Annotated in this window: 17 protein-coding genes, 1 pseudogene and 2 CRISPR repeat arrays; of the genes and pseudogenes, 5 read left to right on the forward strand and 13 right to left on the reverse strand. The window is 68.2% G+C overall.

The features are described 5' to 3' along the window. The 9 genes and pseudogenes from GCU69_RS34640 to GCU69_RS29170 form a co-directional block, all read right to left on the reverse strand. Positions 1–138: pseudogene (locus GCU69_RS34640) on the reverse strand (ATP-binding protein); the annotation flags it as partial. A 639-nt stretch (positions 139–777) separates the two neighbouring features. Then, positions 778–1,398: direct repeats of the CRISPR family, unit length 37 nt; unit sequence GTTGCGATCCTCGGTCGTCCCGAAGGGCGACCGCCAC. Positions 1,399–2,200: 802 nt separating this feature from the next. Beyond that, positions 2,201–3,046, reverse strand: coding sequence for an aldo/keto reductase (locus GCU69_RS29135; RefSeq protein WP_235978772.1), 846 nt, complete (start codon positions 3,044–3,046; stop codon positions 2,201–2,203). After that, positions 3,043–3,642: an AAA family ATPase gene (locus GCU69_RS29140; protein WP_156207672.1), complete on the reverse strand. Its 600-nt coding sequence runs from the start codon at positions 3,640–3,642 to the stop codon at positions 3,043–3,045. Before GCU69_RS29140 ends, GCU69_RS29135 begins: the two co-directional genes overlap by 4 nt. After that, positions 3,636–4,235 (reverse strand): 3'-5' exonuclease, encoded by a 600-nt coding sequence (locus tag GCU69_RS29145; protein WP_156207673.1) that lies wholly within the window; start codon positions 4,233–4,235, stop codon positions 3,636–3,638. Before GCU69_RS29145 ends, GCU69_RS29140 begins: the two co-directional genes overlap by 7 nt. After that, the gene (locus tag GCU69_RS29150; RefSeq protein WP_156207674.1) at positions 4,232–5,413 is read right to left on the reverse strand and encodes a radical SAM protein; all 1,182 of its coding nucleotides are present in this window, start codon (positions 5,411–5,413) and stop codon (positions 4,232–4,234) included. Before GCU69_RS29150 ends, GCU69_RS29145 begins: the two co-directional genes overlap by 4 nt. 18 nt (positions 5,414–5,431) lie before the next feature. Further along, positions 5,432–5,848 (reverse strand): roadblock/LC7 domain-containing protein, encoded by a 417-nt coding sequence (locus GCU69_RS29155; RefSeq protein ID WP_156207675.1) that lies wholly within the window; start codon positions 5,846–5,848, stop codon positions 5,432–5,434. After that, positions 5,848–6,357 carry a hypothetical protein gene (locus GCU69_RS29160; protein WP_156207676.1) on the reverse strand — a complete coding sequence of 170 codons (510 nt, stop codon included), beginning with the start codon at positions 6,355–6,357 and terminating at the stop codon, positions 5,848–5,850. The genes GCU69_RS29155 and GCU69_RS29160 overlap by 1 nt, the downstream gene beginning before the upstream one ends. Positions 6,358–6,635: 278 nt before the next feature. After that, positions 6,636–7,010, reverse strand: a complete 375-nt coding sequence (locus GCU69_RS29165; RefSeq protein WP_156207677.1) for a hypothetical protein — start codon at positions 7,008–7,010, stop codon at positions 6,636–6,638. Between the two features lie 77 nt (positions 7,011–7,087). Continuing rightward, positions 7,088–7,267 (reverse strand): hypothetical protein, encoded by a 180-nt coding sequence (locus GCU69_RS29170; protein WP_156207678.1) that lies wholly within the window; start codon positions 7,265–7,267, stop codon positions 7,088–7,090. 247 nt (positions 7,268–7,514) lie between these two features. Between GCU69_RS29170 and GCU69_RS29175 the strand changes: the two genes are divergently transcribed. After that, positions 7,515–8,981, forward strand: a complete 1,467-nt coding sequence (locus GCU69_RS29175) for a helix-turn-helix domain-containing protein (RefSeq protein WP_235978773.1) — start codon at positions 7,515–7,517, stop codon at positions 8,979–8,981. 14 nt (positions 8,982–8,995) lie between these two features. Next, a complete protein-coding gene (locus GCU69_RS29180) occupies positions 8,996–9,616 on the forward strand; it encodes a 2'-5' RNA ligase family protein (RefSeq protein ID WP_235978774.1) in 621 nt (206 codons plus the stop codon). A 389-nt stretch (positions 9,617–10,005) separates the two neighbouring features. Next, positions 10,006–11,132: direct repeats of the CRISPR family, unit length 37 nt; unit sequence GTTGCGATCCTCGGTCGCCCCGGAGGGTGACCGCCAC. 134 nt (positions 11,133–11,266) lie between these two features. Here GCU69_RS29180 and cas2 read toward each other — a convergent pair. Then, positions 11,267–11,533, reverse strand: a complete 267-nt coding sequence (cas2, locus tag GCU69_RS29185; RefSeq protein WP_156207679.1) for a CRISPR-associated endonuclease Cas2 — start codon at positions 11,531–11,533, stop codon at positions 11,267–11,269. 450 nt (positions 11,534–11,983) lie between these two features. Here cas2 and GCU69_RS29190 point away from each other — a divergent pair, with 450 nt between their 5' ends. Then, a complete protein-coding gene (locus tag GCU69_RS29190) occupies positions 11,984–13,090 on the forward strand; it encodes a hypothetical protein (protein WP_156207680.1) in 1,107 nt (368 codons plus the stop codon). Between the two features lie 296 nt (positions 13,091–13,386). After that, positions 13,387–13,530, forward strand: a complete 144-nt coding sequence (locus GCU69_RS29195) for a DUF4158 domain-containing protein (RefSeq protein ID WP_156207681.1) — start codon at positions 13,387–13,389, stop codon at positions 13,528–13,530. An 11-nt stretch (positions 13,531–13,541) separates the two neighbouring features. Here the strand turns inward: GCU69_RS29195 and GCU69_RS29200 are convergent, their stop codons facing one another. Next, a complete protein-coding gene (locus tag GCU69_RS29200) occupies positions 13,542–14,153 on the reverse strand; it encodes a hypothetical protein (protein WP_156207682.1) in 612 nt (203 codons plus the stop codon). A 168-nt stretch (positions 14,154–14,321) separates the two neighbouring features. Next, a complete protein-coding gene (locus tag GCU69_RS29205; RefSeq protein WP_218037999.1) occupies positions 14,322–15,221 on the reverse strand; it encodes an ATP-binding protein in 900 nt (299 codons plus the stop codon). A gap of 141 nt (positions 15,222–15,362) precedes the next feature. Here GCU69_RS29205 and GCU69_RS29210 point away from each other — a divergent pair. Then, positions 15,363–16,234 (forward strand): IS5 family transposase gene (locus tag GCU69_RS29210; protein WP_408055805.1). Its coding sequence is split into 2 segments (ribosomal slippage): positions 15,363–15,746 and positions 15,749–16,234, totalling 870 coding nucleotides; the frame shifts between segments, so codons are not numbered across the junction. Positions 16,235–16,246: 12 nt separating this feature from the next. Here GCU69_RS29210 and GCU69_RS29215 read toward each other — a convergent pair. Then, entirely contained in the window at positions 16,247–16,594 is a 348-nt protein-coding gene (locus GCU69_RS29215) for a hypothetical protein (RefSeq protein WP_156206302.1), read from the reverse strand. Positions 16,595–16,681 lie beyond the last annotated feature (87 nt).

Genomic DNA, 16,681 nt, shown 5'->3' on the forward strand with positions numbered 1-16,681 from the left:
GCGTAGCCGAATCTCGTACGGCCCCGTCGCATGCTCGACAGCATTCGCGACAAGCTCCGAGACAGCCAGCACCGCATCGCTGACCAATTCGCCTTCATGACCGAGCTGATCGAGAGCCGACTCCATTGCCGTGCGAGCCTGCGACGTCGCATTGTGAGTGCAACTGCTCCAGCGTCATACGACCCACGTTGCAGCTTCCCGGGCGGGGTTCCGGATCATCGCCGCCCACCCCGAGCTGCGTGCCGCCCGCGCACGACACGTCGGTGACGGCCTCGCCCCGGTCCGACATACTCGCGCACGCCAACACCGGCGAACGGGCCAGAGACCACAACAGATGGCAGCAGCAGAAAAGCGATGAACAAGAGCGGTGTCACGGTGAACGCCTCCAGTGATCGCGAACGGTCCACGACCACGACACCAATGCTCTACGAGAAGCGGAATACCACTTTCATGAGATCTGTCAGAACTTACATCCCGGAATGCGAATCCACTTTTGAGCGAGTAGTGCCCTACAGACTGAGTTTCGTATCTCCGGGTTATCTCGGTATACCGCCACCCGGGCCTGCGTCAATCCGGTGCTGGCGCCCGCCACGCCAGGCGGCTTCGCAGATCTCATCGGTGAGGCAGGTGTTGCGATCCTCAGTCGCCCCGAACGACGGCGGCCACCGCTGTGGTGGCCAACCAAGATCGGCTGTCCGAACTCGTTGCGGTCCCCCGGTCCTCCCGGAGGGCGACCGCCACGCGGCTGGCGCGCTGCACGAGGCCGCGGAGCATGTCGTTGCGATCCTCGGTCGTCCCGGAGGGCGACCGCCACCATGGCCCGGCCGATCTCGTGGGGCTCCAACATGCGGTTGCGATCCTCGGTCGTCCCGGAGAGCGACCGCCACCGTGTCGCTCGGGTCGCCGTCGATCCCGTCGTCGCTGTTGCGATCCTCGGTCGTCCCGAAGGGCGACCGCCACATCTGCTCGATCTCGGCCGCGGCGTCGTCGATGGGGTTGCGATCCTCGGTCGTCCCGAAGGGCGACCGCCACTGCACTGCTGGGGATGATCGTCGCGCTGGCCCTGTAGTTGCGATCCTCGGTCGTCCCGAAGGGCGACCGCCACGGTCCTCGCCCCATTCCTTCGCGGCCCGCTTCGTGCGGTTGCGATCCTGGGTCGTCCCGGAGGGCGACCGCCACGGTGTAGGTGGTGTTGTCGTCCCAGGTCATCGTGGTGTTGCGATCCTCGGTCGTCCCGGAGGGCGACCGCCACGACGACGGAGGCGCGAGCTGCACCGCTCATGGCGAGGTTGCGATCCTCGGTCGTCCCGGAGGGCGACCGCCACGCGGCCGTCTTCGGTGACGGATCGGATCGGATTGTGGTTGCGATCCTCGGTCGTCCCGGAGGGCGACCGCCACCCCTGGTTCATCAGCGAAGACTCCCCATTTCTTACCACGAGTGCGGCCCCCTACAGGCGACAAAAGTGTCGATAAACGAAATTTTGCTTCGGTGCGATCGGCGTGTCGCGTGTCTGCTTGTGGTTCCGAAGTAGGTCCGAGGATGGCGTCTTCGTAGTGTGACCTTATCCGGCCGGCCCGAGGCCGCATGCGGGACGCCGCCAGACCAGCCTCCATCGCGGGCCGAATCGGTGATCATCCTCCACGACCCGCCTCGAGGTAGGTTCTCCCCGGGCAATCCGCAGCTGTCGACGACACCCGTCTACTGATGACATGCCCTGCCTGTGGGGACCACTACGAGGTAATCCGGGCGTGCACGTCTCGGTCGGGCCGGCCGCTGGAGCGGCGGTGCGTCTACCTGTGGCTGATCCCGCCGGGCACGCCTTATCTCACTGACCCACAGTCGCTGCACGACTGGCTGAGCCTGACCCGTTCCCGGCTTCCTCCGGCCGCGGTGTGCGCGCCTGACGGGACGGGTTCCCACCCTTGCTCCGGCGGGCCCTGAACACGAGGCGTACCGGCGCTCCGCTCGCCCCGGCACACCCGCCGATGGACCGCCGTCGGGGCACGCCTCCCATTCCGGCCACGTGCTCCCCCGTGCATAACGGCTCACGGAATACTTGCCCCGGCGGCCCACCTCTCGACCCGCCAACTTCGACGACTGCTTGAGGAACCATGACTTCCAAGCCTCGGCGCTGGTATCAGCGATGGCGCCGCGCTCTGACGATGCGCTCCCGCCTCGCCCGGGTCGCGGTGATCGCCATCATGGCGCACGCACTCCTGGTCGCCGTAAGTGCCTCGCAGGCATGGGAGCAGCAGAGGAATCTGCGCAACGACAGTGTGACGGGGCGCATGCGGCGGTGATTTCAGCCAGGTGCTGAGGCGAGCTGGTACCCGGGATGGGTGCGATGTGTTCTCCGAGTTGCAGCAGCCATTCCAGCGGCTTCGAGATCCCGGAGGGCGTGGCGAGGCGGCCGGCGTCGAGTGGCCGGTAGGGCACGTAGGGAATTCCGTGGTCTCGGCAGAATTCCAGTGCCGGATCGTGTGGCTGGGAGATGTTGAGTACGTTCTGCACGGCGGCGATTTTCGTCAGGCCGAGGGCGAGGCTGATCTGGTCGGTGCTGACCTTGGACAGGCCGATGTGCCGGATCTTCCCTTCCCGCTGGAGGCTTGCGAGTTCGCCGACTTGGGCGGTCAGCGGCACGGCGGGGTCGATCCGGTGGAGGTAGCACAGGTCCAGTGCATCGACTCCGAGGCGCCGCAAGCTCCCCTCCACCGCGGCGCGGAGGTAGCTGGGCCGGCCCAGTGGTGCCCACAGGTTGGGCCCGGGGCGGACCATGCCGACCTTCGTGGCGATGAGCACGTGGTCGGGGTAGGGGTACAGGGCGTCGCGGATGAGGGTTTCGGCGGAGTGCGGGCCGTAGGCGTCGGCGGTGTCGATGTGCGTGATGCCGTGCTCGTACACGGCGCGACGCAGCACGTCGATGGCCTTGTGGCGGTCGGCCGGGTCGCGCCAGGTGCCGGGTCCGGTCAGGCGCATGGTGCCGAGCCCGAGGCGGGAGACGGTCTTGTCGGCGATGGTGATGGTTCCCCCGGGCCCGGTGGTCACTGGCCCACCGCCTTCCGGGCGACGGCCACCGCGCGGTTGACGGCTTCGGTCTGTGAGGTGGTGGAGTTCTCCGCCGTGATGTGCTCGATCTCCAGGTCGGCGAGCAGCCGGTGGGTGTGCTGGTCCACCAGGGTCCGGAACTGCGGGTCGTAGTGGGCTCCGCCGTTGCTCTCGTTCGGGTCGAGGATGGTGGCGATCAGCAGGTCGTACCGCGGTGCGTGCAGTGACGCCTGGAGTCGTAGCCGTTCAAGGACGGGAGCGTTGTCGGCGTCCGCGTCCCCGCGGAGTTCTTGCGCCGCGGTGTAGTAGGCCAGCGGGGCGAGGACGGGCCCGTCGGCGATGACGACTTCGGCATCGACCAGGGCGGCGGTTTCGTCGGCGATGCCCTGGGCGATGAGCCACTCGGTGGCGCGGGCGTCCTGCTGGGTCATCTTCGGCAGGCCGAGGGCGGCGGCGCGCTTGGCCAGGCGGCCCACACGGGTCACGGTCAGCCCGTGGCCACGGAGCTCCATGACGATGTTCTTGGCCAGAGTTGTTTTGCCGGTGAACTGGGTGCCGAGGACGCCGATACGGGCGGTCGGGGTCGGGGTTACCACAGGGTGGGCTCTTTCTCGTCGTTGTCGGGGCTGCCCGGGAGGCGGGATGGGGCGGCCGCGGCGGCCAGCGTCTGCCATGAGTCGTAGTGGACGGCCAGGGTGAGCAGGAGCTGTCCGGCGGCGTACGCGTCGTAGGCGGCGCGGTGCCGTTCGCCGGGGGCGGCGGTCAGGTCGAGGCCGAAGTGCCGGATCAGTGCGTCCAGGGAGTAGCCGTTCAGGCCCGGAACGGTGTGCTTGGCCAGACGGAGCGTGTCCAGGACTCCGGCCGGTTGCCAGTCGGGCAGGTGTGCGTTCAGCACCCGGTAGTCGACGTGGGCGTGGTGGGCGCAGATCCAGGTGTCGTTGAGGGCGGTGCGGATCTCGTCGGCCACGTCCTGCCAGGGTGGGCATTGGGACACGTCGTCGGTGGTCAGGTTGTGGACTCGGGTGGCCTGCCAGGTGATGGGGCGGGGTGGGCGGATCAGCCACTGCCGGCCGGTGTCGAGGCGGCCGTCGCGGATCGGCAGGGTGGCGACTTCCACCAGGTCCGGGGGGCGGGCCCCGTTGCCTTCGACGTCCACCGCGCACAGCGCGGGCCAGTGGGTGAAATTCACGATGCGGGGGCTCCGTTCTCCTGGTTCCAGCCGATGGGGGCTCGGCCGTGTTGGTGGGGCAGGTGGGGCTTGTCCCGGTCGTGGCACTGGAAGCCGTACCGGTGCTGGAGGTAGTAGCGCGGCGGCTCGTCCAGGCCCTCGACGGTGATGGCCCGCTCGTTGATGGTGACCGCCCCGGTGGCGCCGAGCCGGCGGGCGTCGTCGGTCACGTGCCGCAGGTCCGGCTTGGTCCAGGCCCCAGCGCACCGGGCGAGCTGGGCGCGTGGGCAGATGGTGCACAGTTCCCGGATGCCGTAGTGCCCGTTGTAGTCGGGCTCCCCGTGGGCGAAGGTGACCGCGCAGCTGGTCTTGCGGAACAGCGGGCCCCAAGGTGCCTCACGGTCGTCGGGGCGGTGGAAGAAGTCGAGGATCCGCTGTTCCGCCTCGCGGGGCATGATCTTGCGGCGTGCGGTGTCGTCGTACGGCATGGGCAGACCGTTCGCCTTGTAGTAGTCGGCGATCTGGTGCCGGAAGAACAGGCCGGTGAACACCGTGGCGTGCGCGTGCTCCGCGAGTTGACGGGCCCGCTCCAGGTCGGCGTCGCTGTCGTTGAGGCCGGGGACGATCGGCCGCCAATACAGGACGGTGCGGTACCCCTCGGCGTGCTCGGTCAGCGTGCGCAGACTGCGCGCGGCGATGGCGGAGTCGACCGGCTCGATGCGGTCGTCGCTGATGTTGGAGTGGGTGACCAGCACCGTGATTTTCAGATGCTTGAAGGAGTTCAAGACCTCGCAGTCCTCCGGCTCTACGCGCCACCGTGTGATGATCAACGTGTGGTTGGTCAGCTCCCTGTCGTCCAGGTGCCGCAGCACGGCGAACAGGTGCGGTTTGACCGCCGGCAGCATCGGGTCCGTGGCCTTGTTCAGCAGCTGGATCGGCGTGACGTGCTCCACGAAATACCGGTGCTCCACCAGGGCGCGCGCCGCGTCCTCGTCGTCCATCAGCCGCCGGGGCACCTTCATGCCGAAATTGTCGAGCAGGTGCCGGATGCAGTACCCGCATTCCAACGGGCAGCCCACGATCCAGTTCAGGGACAGTCCCGATTTCCGGTACTCGATCGGGTCAGCGATCTTGGCGTGGAAGCCGGCTGCCTGCTGCGGGGCGAGAATCGGCAAGGGTCGGCGCGTGGGTGTCGCCATGGCAAACCTCCAAGAGAGTCATCGGTCGGATGTGGGGGTGGGAACGTGGCGGGTGGGGGTGGCCAGGTGGGTGCCGACGCTCTTGGCGAGGCTGGCCATCTCGTAGCCGAGGACGGTCAGGTCGGCGTCTCGCTCGGCGGCCACCAGGAGCCGGGCTCCTTCGCCGCCGGTCGCCACGAGCACGACGTGATCGCCGACTTCGGCGACGATCTGCCGGACGTTGCCCTGGTCTCCGATGGCTGAGGCGAGGCCGCGGGCGAGGGCGTAGATCGCGGACGCCGCGGCGGCGAGCGCGTCCGCGGTGTCGGTCTGCGTGCCGTGCGCGGCCTTGACCAGCCCGTCCGAGGAGAGCAGGACAGCGCAGCGGGTACGGGGGATCCTCTGGATCAGGGACTCCAGCAGCCAGTCCAGATCGGGACCGCTCCGGTGGGTCATCACGACGCCACCCCTGCGGCCGACACGTCCCCTGCCTCGTTCGGATCGATCCCGTAGGACCGCACCCGGTTGCGGGCGATCTGTGCATCGGCCACCACGTGCGTGACGTCCTCGCCGCCCATCACGACGCGTCGTACGGCCTCCTGCCGCCAGCCCTCCGGGAGCGCCAGCAGTCGCTGGTAGATCTCCTCCGCCTGCCGCAGATCGACCGTCCGCTGGGAGAGATACGGGGCGCGTTCACACATTCGGGACACGTGCTGCACCAGCCCCGCCAGGCGGGACAGGCGTTCCTTGGTGCGGTCCGGGTAGGGCGTTCGTTCCTCGCTGATCATCCGGCCGGTGGCCACCGACCAGAGCACGGCGGCCCGGTCCGCCGGTACTGCGGTCTGCCAGACCCCGAGCCGGATCATCTCCTCGCGCATCACCTCACCGGCCCGGGCAGCCGCCGGCTGCCAGTCACCGCTCCATAGCTCGTACAGCAGCTTCTCCAGCCGCCTCGTGTCGTCCACCGCTGATCTCGCTCACTCTCGTCGTCACTGAGGGCCCGGGTCCGGCCGGCACCGCCGTGCGGCCGGACCCGGGTGGTGGGGAGCCCGCCCCGACCCACGGCTACGGGGGGAGCACATGGGCAGGGGCGAGCAGTTCAAGGGGCAGAACCCCGGGCGCGTTCGCGGCCCGCTGCCGGGAGGGGCGCATCAACTCGGCGGCGTCGCCGTCACCAGGAGGGGCACGAGGACCGCGGCAGCCGTCGCGAAAATCAGCAACACGAAGGCAAGTTGCTGCACCGCTACCATCCCGGCTCGATCGGGCCGTACGCCCGGAGCACCAACGGCCTCAGGACGTCGTGCAGCAGCTCCGGGTCAGTCAGCAGGCGGCCCCGGCCGGGAGGCACCTGCCAGAAACGGCGCACCCCCTTCGTGCAATCGGCAGCCGGGACCTCGACCGAGGCACCCGGTCCGTAGGTCTCCACATGCCGCAGCGGCATCCATGCCCCGGCCGAGCCGGCCGGCAGCAGCCAGTACACGCGGTGCAGGTACACGTCACGGATCACCGCCCCGACCTCGTCACCGAGCCGGGGCAGCGCCTGATCGGCGATGAAGGACGGGGCACGCACCACGTCCACGTTCCGCACGGCTTCGGCCGACTGCCGCTCCTGCTGCACCGGCGGATTCGGCGGGCGACCTGGGAGGACTTCGGGCGGCATGTCACTCCGCCCCAGCAGGCTCGGCTCCACGGCGCTCATGCGATGCCGCCCAGCTCGCCGTAGGTCTCCCACTCCGCTTCGGTCCACCGCTCCGGGTCCGGGCGACGGTCCCGGTAGGCGCGCGCCGCGGGCGTGATCCGGCCCGGCTGCTTCGCCCGCCCGGCCGGAGGCTGCCAAGGGCCTGGCGCGGGTTCTACTTTCACTCTGGTTGGCACGGGGAACTCCCAAGCAACGACCGCTGTAGCGGATTTGTGGAGCTCCTACAGTCCCAATCCGGGCGCGTAGCCGTCACGGGCACCGGTGTCCAACTTCTCTGGACCGGGCACAGGCATGTGAGCTGGGGAAACGCGATATTCCGCCGGTTGGGTGGACGGGGCGGCCGCACGGCTCAACAACAACGGGCCTCTCACGCACCTGCCCATGGCTACCGTGAGTGCAGGAGCGAGCACGAGGAGATCGCGAATGGCTCACCCGAAGTCCGGATGCAAGGCGGAGCGCGACGGCCTGCGCCAAGAGATGAATGACGCCGGATTGACTCCGGCTGAGATCGCCACCGAGATGCGCGCCCGGTACCGCATGCGCCCCCGGGAAGCGTGGCGGCATGCCCACGGCTGGACACTCCAGGAAACCGCCGACCGCATCGACGCGGCAGCCGCCCAACGCCCCGGCGAAGCGCTCGCTGCTGACGCCTCCCTCGTCGGCAAGTGGGAAAAGTGGCCGTCCCCGTCCGGCCGCAGGCCCACCCTGCCCGTCCTCGGGATCCTCGCCGAGGTGTACGGCTGCACCATCGGCCAGTTGCTCGACATCGAGGACCGGCGCATGCTCCCCGAGGCCGAGCTCCGGGTCCTACGGCACACCGCAGAGCCGACAGCAGCCGCGGACAGCCAAGAGCAGCAGACTGCCGCCCCGAGTGTGATGGCGGTGCGGGATGGAGCGACGCCCATTCAGGCGGCCGCCGAGGAGTCGGCAGCATGGGCGTCCTGGGCCGAGGCGTCCAACGTGGGCGAGATCGCGATCGAGCAGTTCATGGCGGACATCCGGGCCTTGTCCCGTGACTACCTCACCGGAGACCCCGCCGCCCTGTTCGCCCGAACCCGGCATCTCCGGGACCGTGTCTTCGCTCTGCTGGAAGGCCACCAGCATCCCCGGCAGTCCGCAGATCTCTACGTCGCCTCCGGATACCTCTGCGGCCTCCTCGCCTGGATGAGCTCGGACTTCGGATGCCTCCGCGACGCCGACACCCAGGGGCGCACCGCCTGGCTCTGTGCCGAACTCGCCGGCCACAACGAGCTCTGGGCCTGGGTCCTCTCCATCCGGTCCAAAATCGCCTTCTGGGACGGGCGCCTCCGTGACGCCATCACTCACGCACGCCGTGGCGCCTCGTACACCACGACAGGCACAGTCAGCACCCTCCTCGCCTGCCAGGAAGCAGACGCCTGGTCCCAACTCGGAGCCGCCGCGGAAGCCCGCGCCGCCCTCACCCGGGCCGAGAACGAAGACACCGCTCCCGGACACGACGACATCGGCGGACTCTTCTCCTGCAGCGCCTACCGGCGAGCCAACTACAACTCCGCCGTCCAACTCCGCACGGGAGACCCGGCCGCTGCCCTGCACACAGCCCTGGACGCCGTCACAACACAGCAACCGCACTCCTACGGCACCAGCGCCCAGATGCACATCGCCATGGCCCAGGCCCACCTCGCCCTGCGCGACTCCGACGGCGCCACCGACGCGCTGCGCCCGGTCCTCGCCATGCCCCCCGACCACCGCTTGGAGCCCGTCATCCGGCGTATGCGCGACCTCTCCACCACGATGGCGCGCACCCGGGCAAGCGGCGCGGCCGGTGCCGCACTCCGCGGAGAGATCAACGACTGGTGTACCGACAGCGCGCCGCGGGCCGCCCTCTCGTCAGATACCGGCCCGGCCTGAGAGGATCACGCCCCATGACCACGCAGCCGGAGCGCATGAAAGATCACTGGTGGTGGCGTCCGGGCTGGGACGTCGGCCGCCGCTTCTACACCTGGCACCTGACCTTCGACGGCCAGACCGACGTGCACCGAGCCGCCGCCGCCTACCGGGAAGGGCTGGCAGAGCTGCCCGACCTCACCCTCATTCCCAACCGGTGGCTACACCTCACCATGCAGGGCATCGGGTTCGTCAACGAGGTCGACGAGAACACCATCCAGGACATCGCCTCCGCCGCAGCCACCCGACTGGCCCAAGTACCCCCCGCCGAGGTCGAGCTGGGACCCGCCGTCATCCACCCCGAGGCCATCCTGCTGCCCGCCCGCCCCGAAAAACCCATTCATGCCGTACGGAACGCCATCCGGGCCGCCATCGGCGACGTCCTGGACGATGTTCCCGAGCGCGCCGAGGGATTCACCCCACACGTCTCCGTCGCCTACAACGCCGCCGACCGGCAGACCGAGCCTGTCGCCCAGGCACTCGCACAACTCGACATCCCACCGGCAAAAGCACACATCACGTCTGCCGAGCTGATCATGCTGCACCGCGACAACCGGATGTATGAGTGGACCCCGCACACACAGGTGCCACTCGGCTGAACGCTGCGTTCGTGTCTGCCTGAATCACGCCTACTGACCGCGCGTCCATGCCGGCGCCGCCTCCACCGACAGAGTTGTGTCCCCGGCACAGTCACTCCGCTGGTGCCTCATCGGGTGCTGGACCCTGTCGGCCTGCCCCGTATCGGGTGGTCCACACACCGACGTGCACGCCAGGGCCTGTCCGACGGATCTTGTGACCGCCCGGAGCCCAGGGCGCGAAGGTGCGCGAGCATCAGCGCAGAGCATGGGCCGGTCCCGCAGAACTGTCGTCCCCCGCTGCCAGCCGATCCGCTCGGCCACCACCGTCGCAGGCATGCCCGGCCAGACCTCGAGCAGTTCCCGGATCCTCGGCTGGTTCCGGGAACACGTTCCGCCTGGTGCGCCGAGGAGTTGCGATCCTCGGCCGCCCCGGAGGGTGACCGCCACGCAGCAGATCCGCATCGAGGTCCTGGCACTCCTGGCGTTGCGATCCTCGGTCGCCCCGGAGGGTAACCGCCACGAGGCTCCCAAGGGCCTTGGGAGACGGCGTGCGCCGTTGCGTCCTCGGTCGCCCCGGAGGGTGACCGCCACTGCCAGGCCTACGCGGTGTCGGAGACTACCGCCCGGTTGCGACCCTCGGTCGCCCCGGAGGGTGACCGCCACCGTGATGGCCCAGATCCCACACGTGATGATCGACAGGTTGCGATCCTCGGCCGCCCCGGAGGGTGACCGCCACTGGATCCTCTCCGCCGGCCACCGCCCCAAGACCACGTTGCGATCCTCGGTCGCCCCGGAGGGTGACCGCCACAGCCCGGCTCAGGCTCACGGCCGTCTCGCCCTGGTCGTTGCGATCCTCGGTCGCCCCGGAGGGTGACCGCCACGCGCCGAGCGCGGGAGGCCCCACCCAGCACACCCCGTTGCGATCCTCGGTCGCCCCGGAGGGTGACCGCCACGTGCTTGTACAGGCGCATATTGCCCGTACTGCACCGGTTGCGATCCTCGGTCGCCCCGGAGGGTGACCGCCACGGGCACGGTGCCGTCGCTCAGTACGCCGGGTGCGGAGTTGCGATCCTCGGCCGCCCCGGAGGGTGACCGCCACGCCGTCGCCGTCCCGGTACGACGCGATGCGCCATTCGTTGCGATCCTCGGTCGCCCCGGAGGGTGACCGCCACGGCGGCGCCGCCGGTGTGGTCGGGGTACATGCGGATGTTGCGATCCTCGGTCGCCCCGGAGGGTGACCGCCACCAGCAGCGGAACGCTCGGATTCGACTTGGCTTCGAGGTTGCGATCCTCGGTCGCCCCGGAGGGTGACCGCCACCTTACTCCATGTCGCCATAGTCTACTCCCTTATGTGGTTGCGATCCTCGGTCGCCCCGGAGGGTGACCGCCACCAGCGACCTCCAGCGCCTCGTCGATGAGGGCGTGCAGTTGCGATCCTCGGTCGCCCCGGAGGGTGACCGCCACCGGCCCGCGCCACTTCTCCGAGTGGCTCGATCCGGTGTTGCGATCCTCGGTCGCCCCGGAGGGTGACCGCCACGCTGGTTGACCAGCGAAAAGTCCGCATCGATCGCCCGTGGGCCCAGCACCCGTAGAGGACAAAGAGGCGGATATAGGGAATTTTGCTTCGGTGCGGTTGGCGTGTCGCGTGTCTGCTTGTGGTTCCGAAGTAGGTCAGAGGATGGCGTCTTCGCGGTGTGACTGTATCTGGGCGACTCCAAGCGTGCGGACCTGAGTCAGGCCGTCGTGCGGGAGGCGGTAGACGCGTACGTTGTCCAGGTCCGAGTCGATGATGTACTCGACTTCGGCCAAGAGTTTCAGCAGGTCGACGTCGCTGGCGACGATTTCGAAGACCGACTTCTGGACACGTAAGCCGTGCCCTTCACAAAGCTTCGCGAAGTGTTCAGCGCTTGAAGCGGTTGCTGCGGGTGCGGTCCTCACCCTGCATCTGACCTGCTCAAGCTGAAGTTGGAAACAGCTCGCGATCTGCCTTGCCGTCTGCCCACGTCAGAAGCTGGGCCATTATGTGAACTTCCACAACGTGCTGTGCACGCGTGACGGCGGCCACGCCGCACGAGGGCACGCTACCGTCTGCCGCCGGCCATGCAGGTAGATCCACACCACGTCCCCGACGACGTCCACCGCGTCGATGCCCAGCCCTTCGACGTCAGGCCACACCGGATCCCAGACAACTTCGTCCCGCACGAACACCGTGCTGACGGCGGGACATTACCGATCATGACGGATATTTGGGATTGGCCTCCACGAAGTATCCGCCGAAGTCGTTTCGATCTTATCGGCGCTGTCCGCTCGTTGATGCAACCATTTGACTGACCTGCGAGGGGCGACGATTCTCCTTGGAATAACCGGTACCTAGGGGCAAGGAACTCAATGACCGACCAGACAGGCGCGCAGCACCCCGCCGAACCCGAGGGCGGCGCGGATCAGGCCCCGACGCCGGCGGCGGTGCCCGCCCAGAGCGAGAAGGCGGAGCGCCCGTCCAAGCGGCCGGACCTGTCCTACGCCCCCGTGACCAACGGCATGGACTACCTTTCGAGCGTCTTCCAGCACCTGACCGAAGGCGAGAAGCCACCCGGCGCCCGGGACCTCAAGTACACGGTGCTCCACCTCCAGGCGGCCACCGAGGTACTGCTCAAGGCCCGGCTCGCGCAGGAGCACTTCAGCCTCATCTTCGCCGACCCCACCCAAGCGACACACAACGCATGGCAGAAGGGCGACTTCAAGAGCTGCGGCACCCTGGAGACCTTCGACCGTTTGCGCGGCATCGCCCGCCTGGCCCTCGATGAGAACGACCGGAAGCGGATCAAGGAACTTGGCGAGAGCCGCAACGCCCTCCAGCACTACGGGCTGACGTACAACGCGTACGCCATCGAGTCCCGCGCGGCGCGGGTGCTCGACTTCCTGATCACGTTCATCCACCAGCACCTCATCCCAGGACTCGACCCCGCCGAAGCTCAGGGCGTCGAGAACGACATGGACTCGTTCCGGTTGCAACTCAAGGGCATTGAGACGCTGGTCAAGCAGCGCATGAACAACCTCCGGAGCGACCTGGCCAAGGTCGCCGACGTGACGGTGCAGTGCCCGGACTGCGAGCAGTGGGCCATGGTCACCTACGACGGCAGGGACGAGGGTCCTAGCTGCCTGTTCTGCCACCAGGTGTGGCCCAACGACCCGGTGTCCGCCGCCGCCAACTACGCATGGATCATCCTGGGCCTGGACGAGCATTCCGCTTTCCAGGACGGCGGCGATCCGCCGGTAGTCGACTGCCCGGAGTGCGGGGTATGCGCCCTCGTGACGGAAGCGGTGACCGCGGCAGGCCAGCCCGGGGTGACGCCCCTGTGCTTCTCCTGCGGCACCGTCTTCGAGCACCTGATCGAGTGCGAAGGCGGATGCGGGACCGTCCTCAATATAGAGCCCGGTGAAGAATCGATCGCCATGTGCTCGGACTGCATCGACATCCGGTACGCCCGCTTCTGAGCCCGCACTCCGTAACCTGATCCACTTGAGAGGCAGTGCCATGAGTACTGGATACAGCCCGCAAGGCCATAGGCCGGAGCCGACGACGGCCTCCGCCACCGGCTCTCCGATCTCGCCGACCGAGGGCCCTGGCAGCGACGCCTACGCGGACATGAGCACCCGTCTCTCGGCCCTGTCCTCGTATAGCTACGGCAAACAGACATGTAGCGCTGCGTGACCGTTGTGGTCGTCGTTTCCCCTCGTTGGGCGTCTCGTTGAGCTGAACGAGTGATCTCGGGTGGGGTAGAGGAGCACGGGTGCGGCAGGACTGGGAGCCGAATAACCTGACCGAGGTCTGGACGCTGCTCGAAGACGACATGAAGCGGGTGCGGAACAAGTCCGAGACGACCAGGCTCGGCTTCGCGGTGCAAATCTGCGCAGTCCGCTATGCCGGCCGCTGACGCCGGCTCTGCTAGCGGGCGCGCCACCAGCGAGTGAGGAACGGCATGCGCCTGGCGGTCCACTTCCACCAGCCCCGGTCGCCGTTGCGAGTGGCGATGGGCCATTGCCACCAGCGGTTGTTGATGTCGGCCCGCGCCAGGTCGATGAACTTGCTGATCTCCTGCCGAAGCTCGTCGGGGTCGGCGATCACCTTGGTCGACATGGCGTCCGGTCGGGGTGGCGGAGCGTGTGATGCCGGCACCGTCACCGGCGGCTTGTCGTGGACGAGATGCCCGACGAGGGAGGGGTGAGTGCTGTCGGTCGGGATCGGCGGCCAGGCGGTGAGTGTCTCGGGGTCGAGCCAGGCGCCCACGATCCGGTCACACAGGATACCGGCGGCTTCCCTCACCTTGCGGGGTGCCCGCAGCTCCACCGAGTGGCGGGCGGCGTAAAGGTCGTTGACGCCGTCGCTCCCCCTGCTCTGGTAGAAGGTAGCGCAGGCCTGGACGAAGCGGTCATACGCGGCGGCGCGGTCCTCGCGCCGGCCGTGCTTAACCATGACGGTCGGGTTGCTGGCGGCCTGCGCCAGCTTCACCGCGGCCTGGGCAAGTGCGCGCGCTGCGAGTGCCTCGGGAGAAGCCATGGCCTGGACTGTAGCCACGAACCGGCACCCGCAAGAAGGAGACCGTGGATCCCGTCCCCACCCTCTCCTTGCCGACCGCACCCCACCCGTCACCGCCGACGCCATCGCACACTCCGGCTTCTGGGATGAACGGAGTCGGTAACAGCAGGCCCGCAGGGAGCAGCTCAGCTACGCCGACCCGTCACGCTCTGGAGGGCGGATCATCAGAACATTCGACACACCGCCCTGATTCACGCAGTCCTGCGCCAGGTCGTGCACCTGCCAGAAAAAGTCCAGGTCAGAAGCGACAGCATTCACAGTCGTCTCGACAGGCGTATACCGATGCAGAGGGGTCGACACCTCGTCGTAAACGAAGCCCATGGTGTCCCGGGGCAGAATCGTCAGCGGCCCTTCGCCAGCCCACTCGACTCCGACACGCACGTCGTACTCCCCGGCACCGGTCAGGTCCGCAGTCGCTCGGACCAACGCCATCACGTCCGCGATCGAGCACTCGATGGCAGAGGACTCGACGTGCCGACCCTCGAAGAACTCCCCGCCCTCAGCGCCCGAAGCAGCACGCCGGTGTCCGCCCACAGCGGCCGCCAGGGTGACCGATCCGTCGTGGTGGATGGTGGCCCACGCCTCCTTCCACCTGGAAAAGGCGGCCGCTGCCGTGCTCACCAGGACCCACCGGCGCAGGCCAGGGCGAGGGTTGAGCCGGTCCACGCTCTCCAGGGGGTGAACACCACCCCGCCCCGCGTACATCAAGGCAAGGCTCTCTGCCTTGGACATCACCTTCTGCGCCTGGTCTCGCGTCAGCCTCTCCCGGACGAGAGGGAGCCGCGGGTGGGCAACCGCGATCAGCCACGCCCGCTTGCGGCTGTCGCGCCCGGCGGCGGCTTCGGTGAACAGCGAGTCCAGGGCCTCGGTCGCATGGCGGCGCTCGTCGAAGCGAGCGCGGTACATGGCCTCGATCTGGCGTTCCTTCATCCATACCGTGTCGGCGTCGTTGCGGACGGGAGCGCCAAAATAGTCGTGCCGATAGATCAGGTGCGGACCGTCGACGCTAGCCGGGATCTCCACCACCACGGCCCTGTTCCCTGCCTCGCCCACACGGTGCACACCGAGCCCGAACACTGGCGGAGAGATCGCAGTGATCGCGGCGCTTCGCAGTGCCCGCTCGTGGCCCTCATCGAACTCGCCGACATCGACGCGGCTAGGCAGTTTCGTTTGGATCAGTCGGTCGTTGGTCCGGGTGTGCCGTTGACTGATGCGCAGTGGGCGCGGATCGAGCCGTTGCTCCCGGACCGGACACCGAAGCGGGGTGGGCGCTGGCGGGATCATCGCCAGATGATCGACGCGATCGCCTACAAGTTCCAGACCGGCACGCAGTGGGTGCACCTGCCGGAGAGGTACGGCAACTGGCGGGGCGTCTACAACCGGTTGCGGATGTGGGCCTTGGACGGCACCTGGGAGCGGGTGTTCACCGCCCTGGTTGCCCAGGCCGACGCGGATGAGGACCTGAGCTGGGCCGTGTCGGTGGACTCCACGATCGTGCGGGCTCACCAGCACGCGGCCGGAGCTCGTAAAAAGGGGCCCCGGTCGGCGAGCCGGACGACCACGCCATCGGTCGCTCCCGCGGCGGGCTGACCACGAAAATTCACCTTGCTGCCGATGCCCGCTGTCGGCCGCTCGCGTTCGTCCTCACCGCCGGACAGGCCGGCGACGCGCCCGCCTTCGCTGGTGTCATGGCCCGCCTGCGTGTTCCTCGACGGCGCGGTCGTCCGCGCACCAGGCCGGACGTAGTCCTGGCCGACAAGGCCTACTCATCTCGCGCGATCCGCGCCCACCTGCGCAAACGCGGTATCCGGGCGGTGATCCCCATCCCGGCGGACCAGCGGAACCACCGGCTGCGACGCGGCAGCCAAGGCGGCAGGCCACCGGCCTTCGACCGTGAAGCCTACAAGCAGCGCAACACCGTCGAGCGGTGCATCAACCGCCTCAAGCAGTGGCGCGGCATCGCCACCCGCTACGAGAAGACCGCCACCATCTACCTGGCCGGACTCCACATTGCTGGCATCTTCCTATGGTCTGCCCGCTGAGAGAAAGGCAGCTCACGGCCGGAGGCGTTCCGCCTGCGGATCGAAGCAGACAAGTCCATGCTCGCGAGCCAGCGCAGAGGCGTACTCGGACACCTCCTCAGCCTTGCCATAAGACATGAGCAGGTACACCATCGGCCCCGATGCCTCCCCAATGACCGGCGGTGACGCCCATACGCCACTGCCCTCGTCGTCCGGGTACCGCGCGACGAGGGCTTCCACGTAGGCCACGATGCGCGGCACCGGAGGTACGACAACATCGTCCGACTCTAGGTAGCGCTCGAAGAGCTCGTCGTAGGTCGAGCCCGCTTGGCCGTCGTTGAGTGGACGGTCGCCGTCCCACACCGCAAGGTCATAGCTCACCAGCGCATCGTCGCAGGCGGCAGCTCCATCGGAATCAGCAGGCCCTGAAATCGAACCGTCACCAAGTGATCCGAAAGAGAGCTCCTA

The sequence above is a fragment of the Streptomyces lycii genome (assembly GCF_009735685.1).
GTDB classification, from domain to species: Bacteria; Actinomycetota; Actinomycetes; order Streptomycetales; family Streptomycetaceae; genus Streptomyces; species Streptomyces lycii.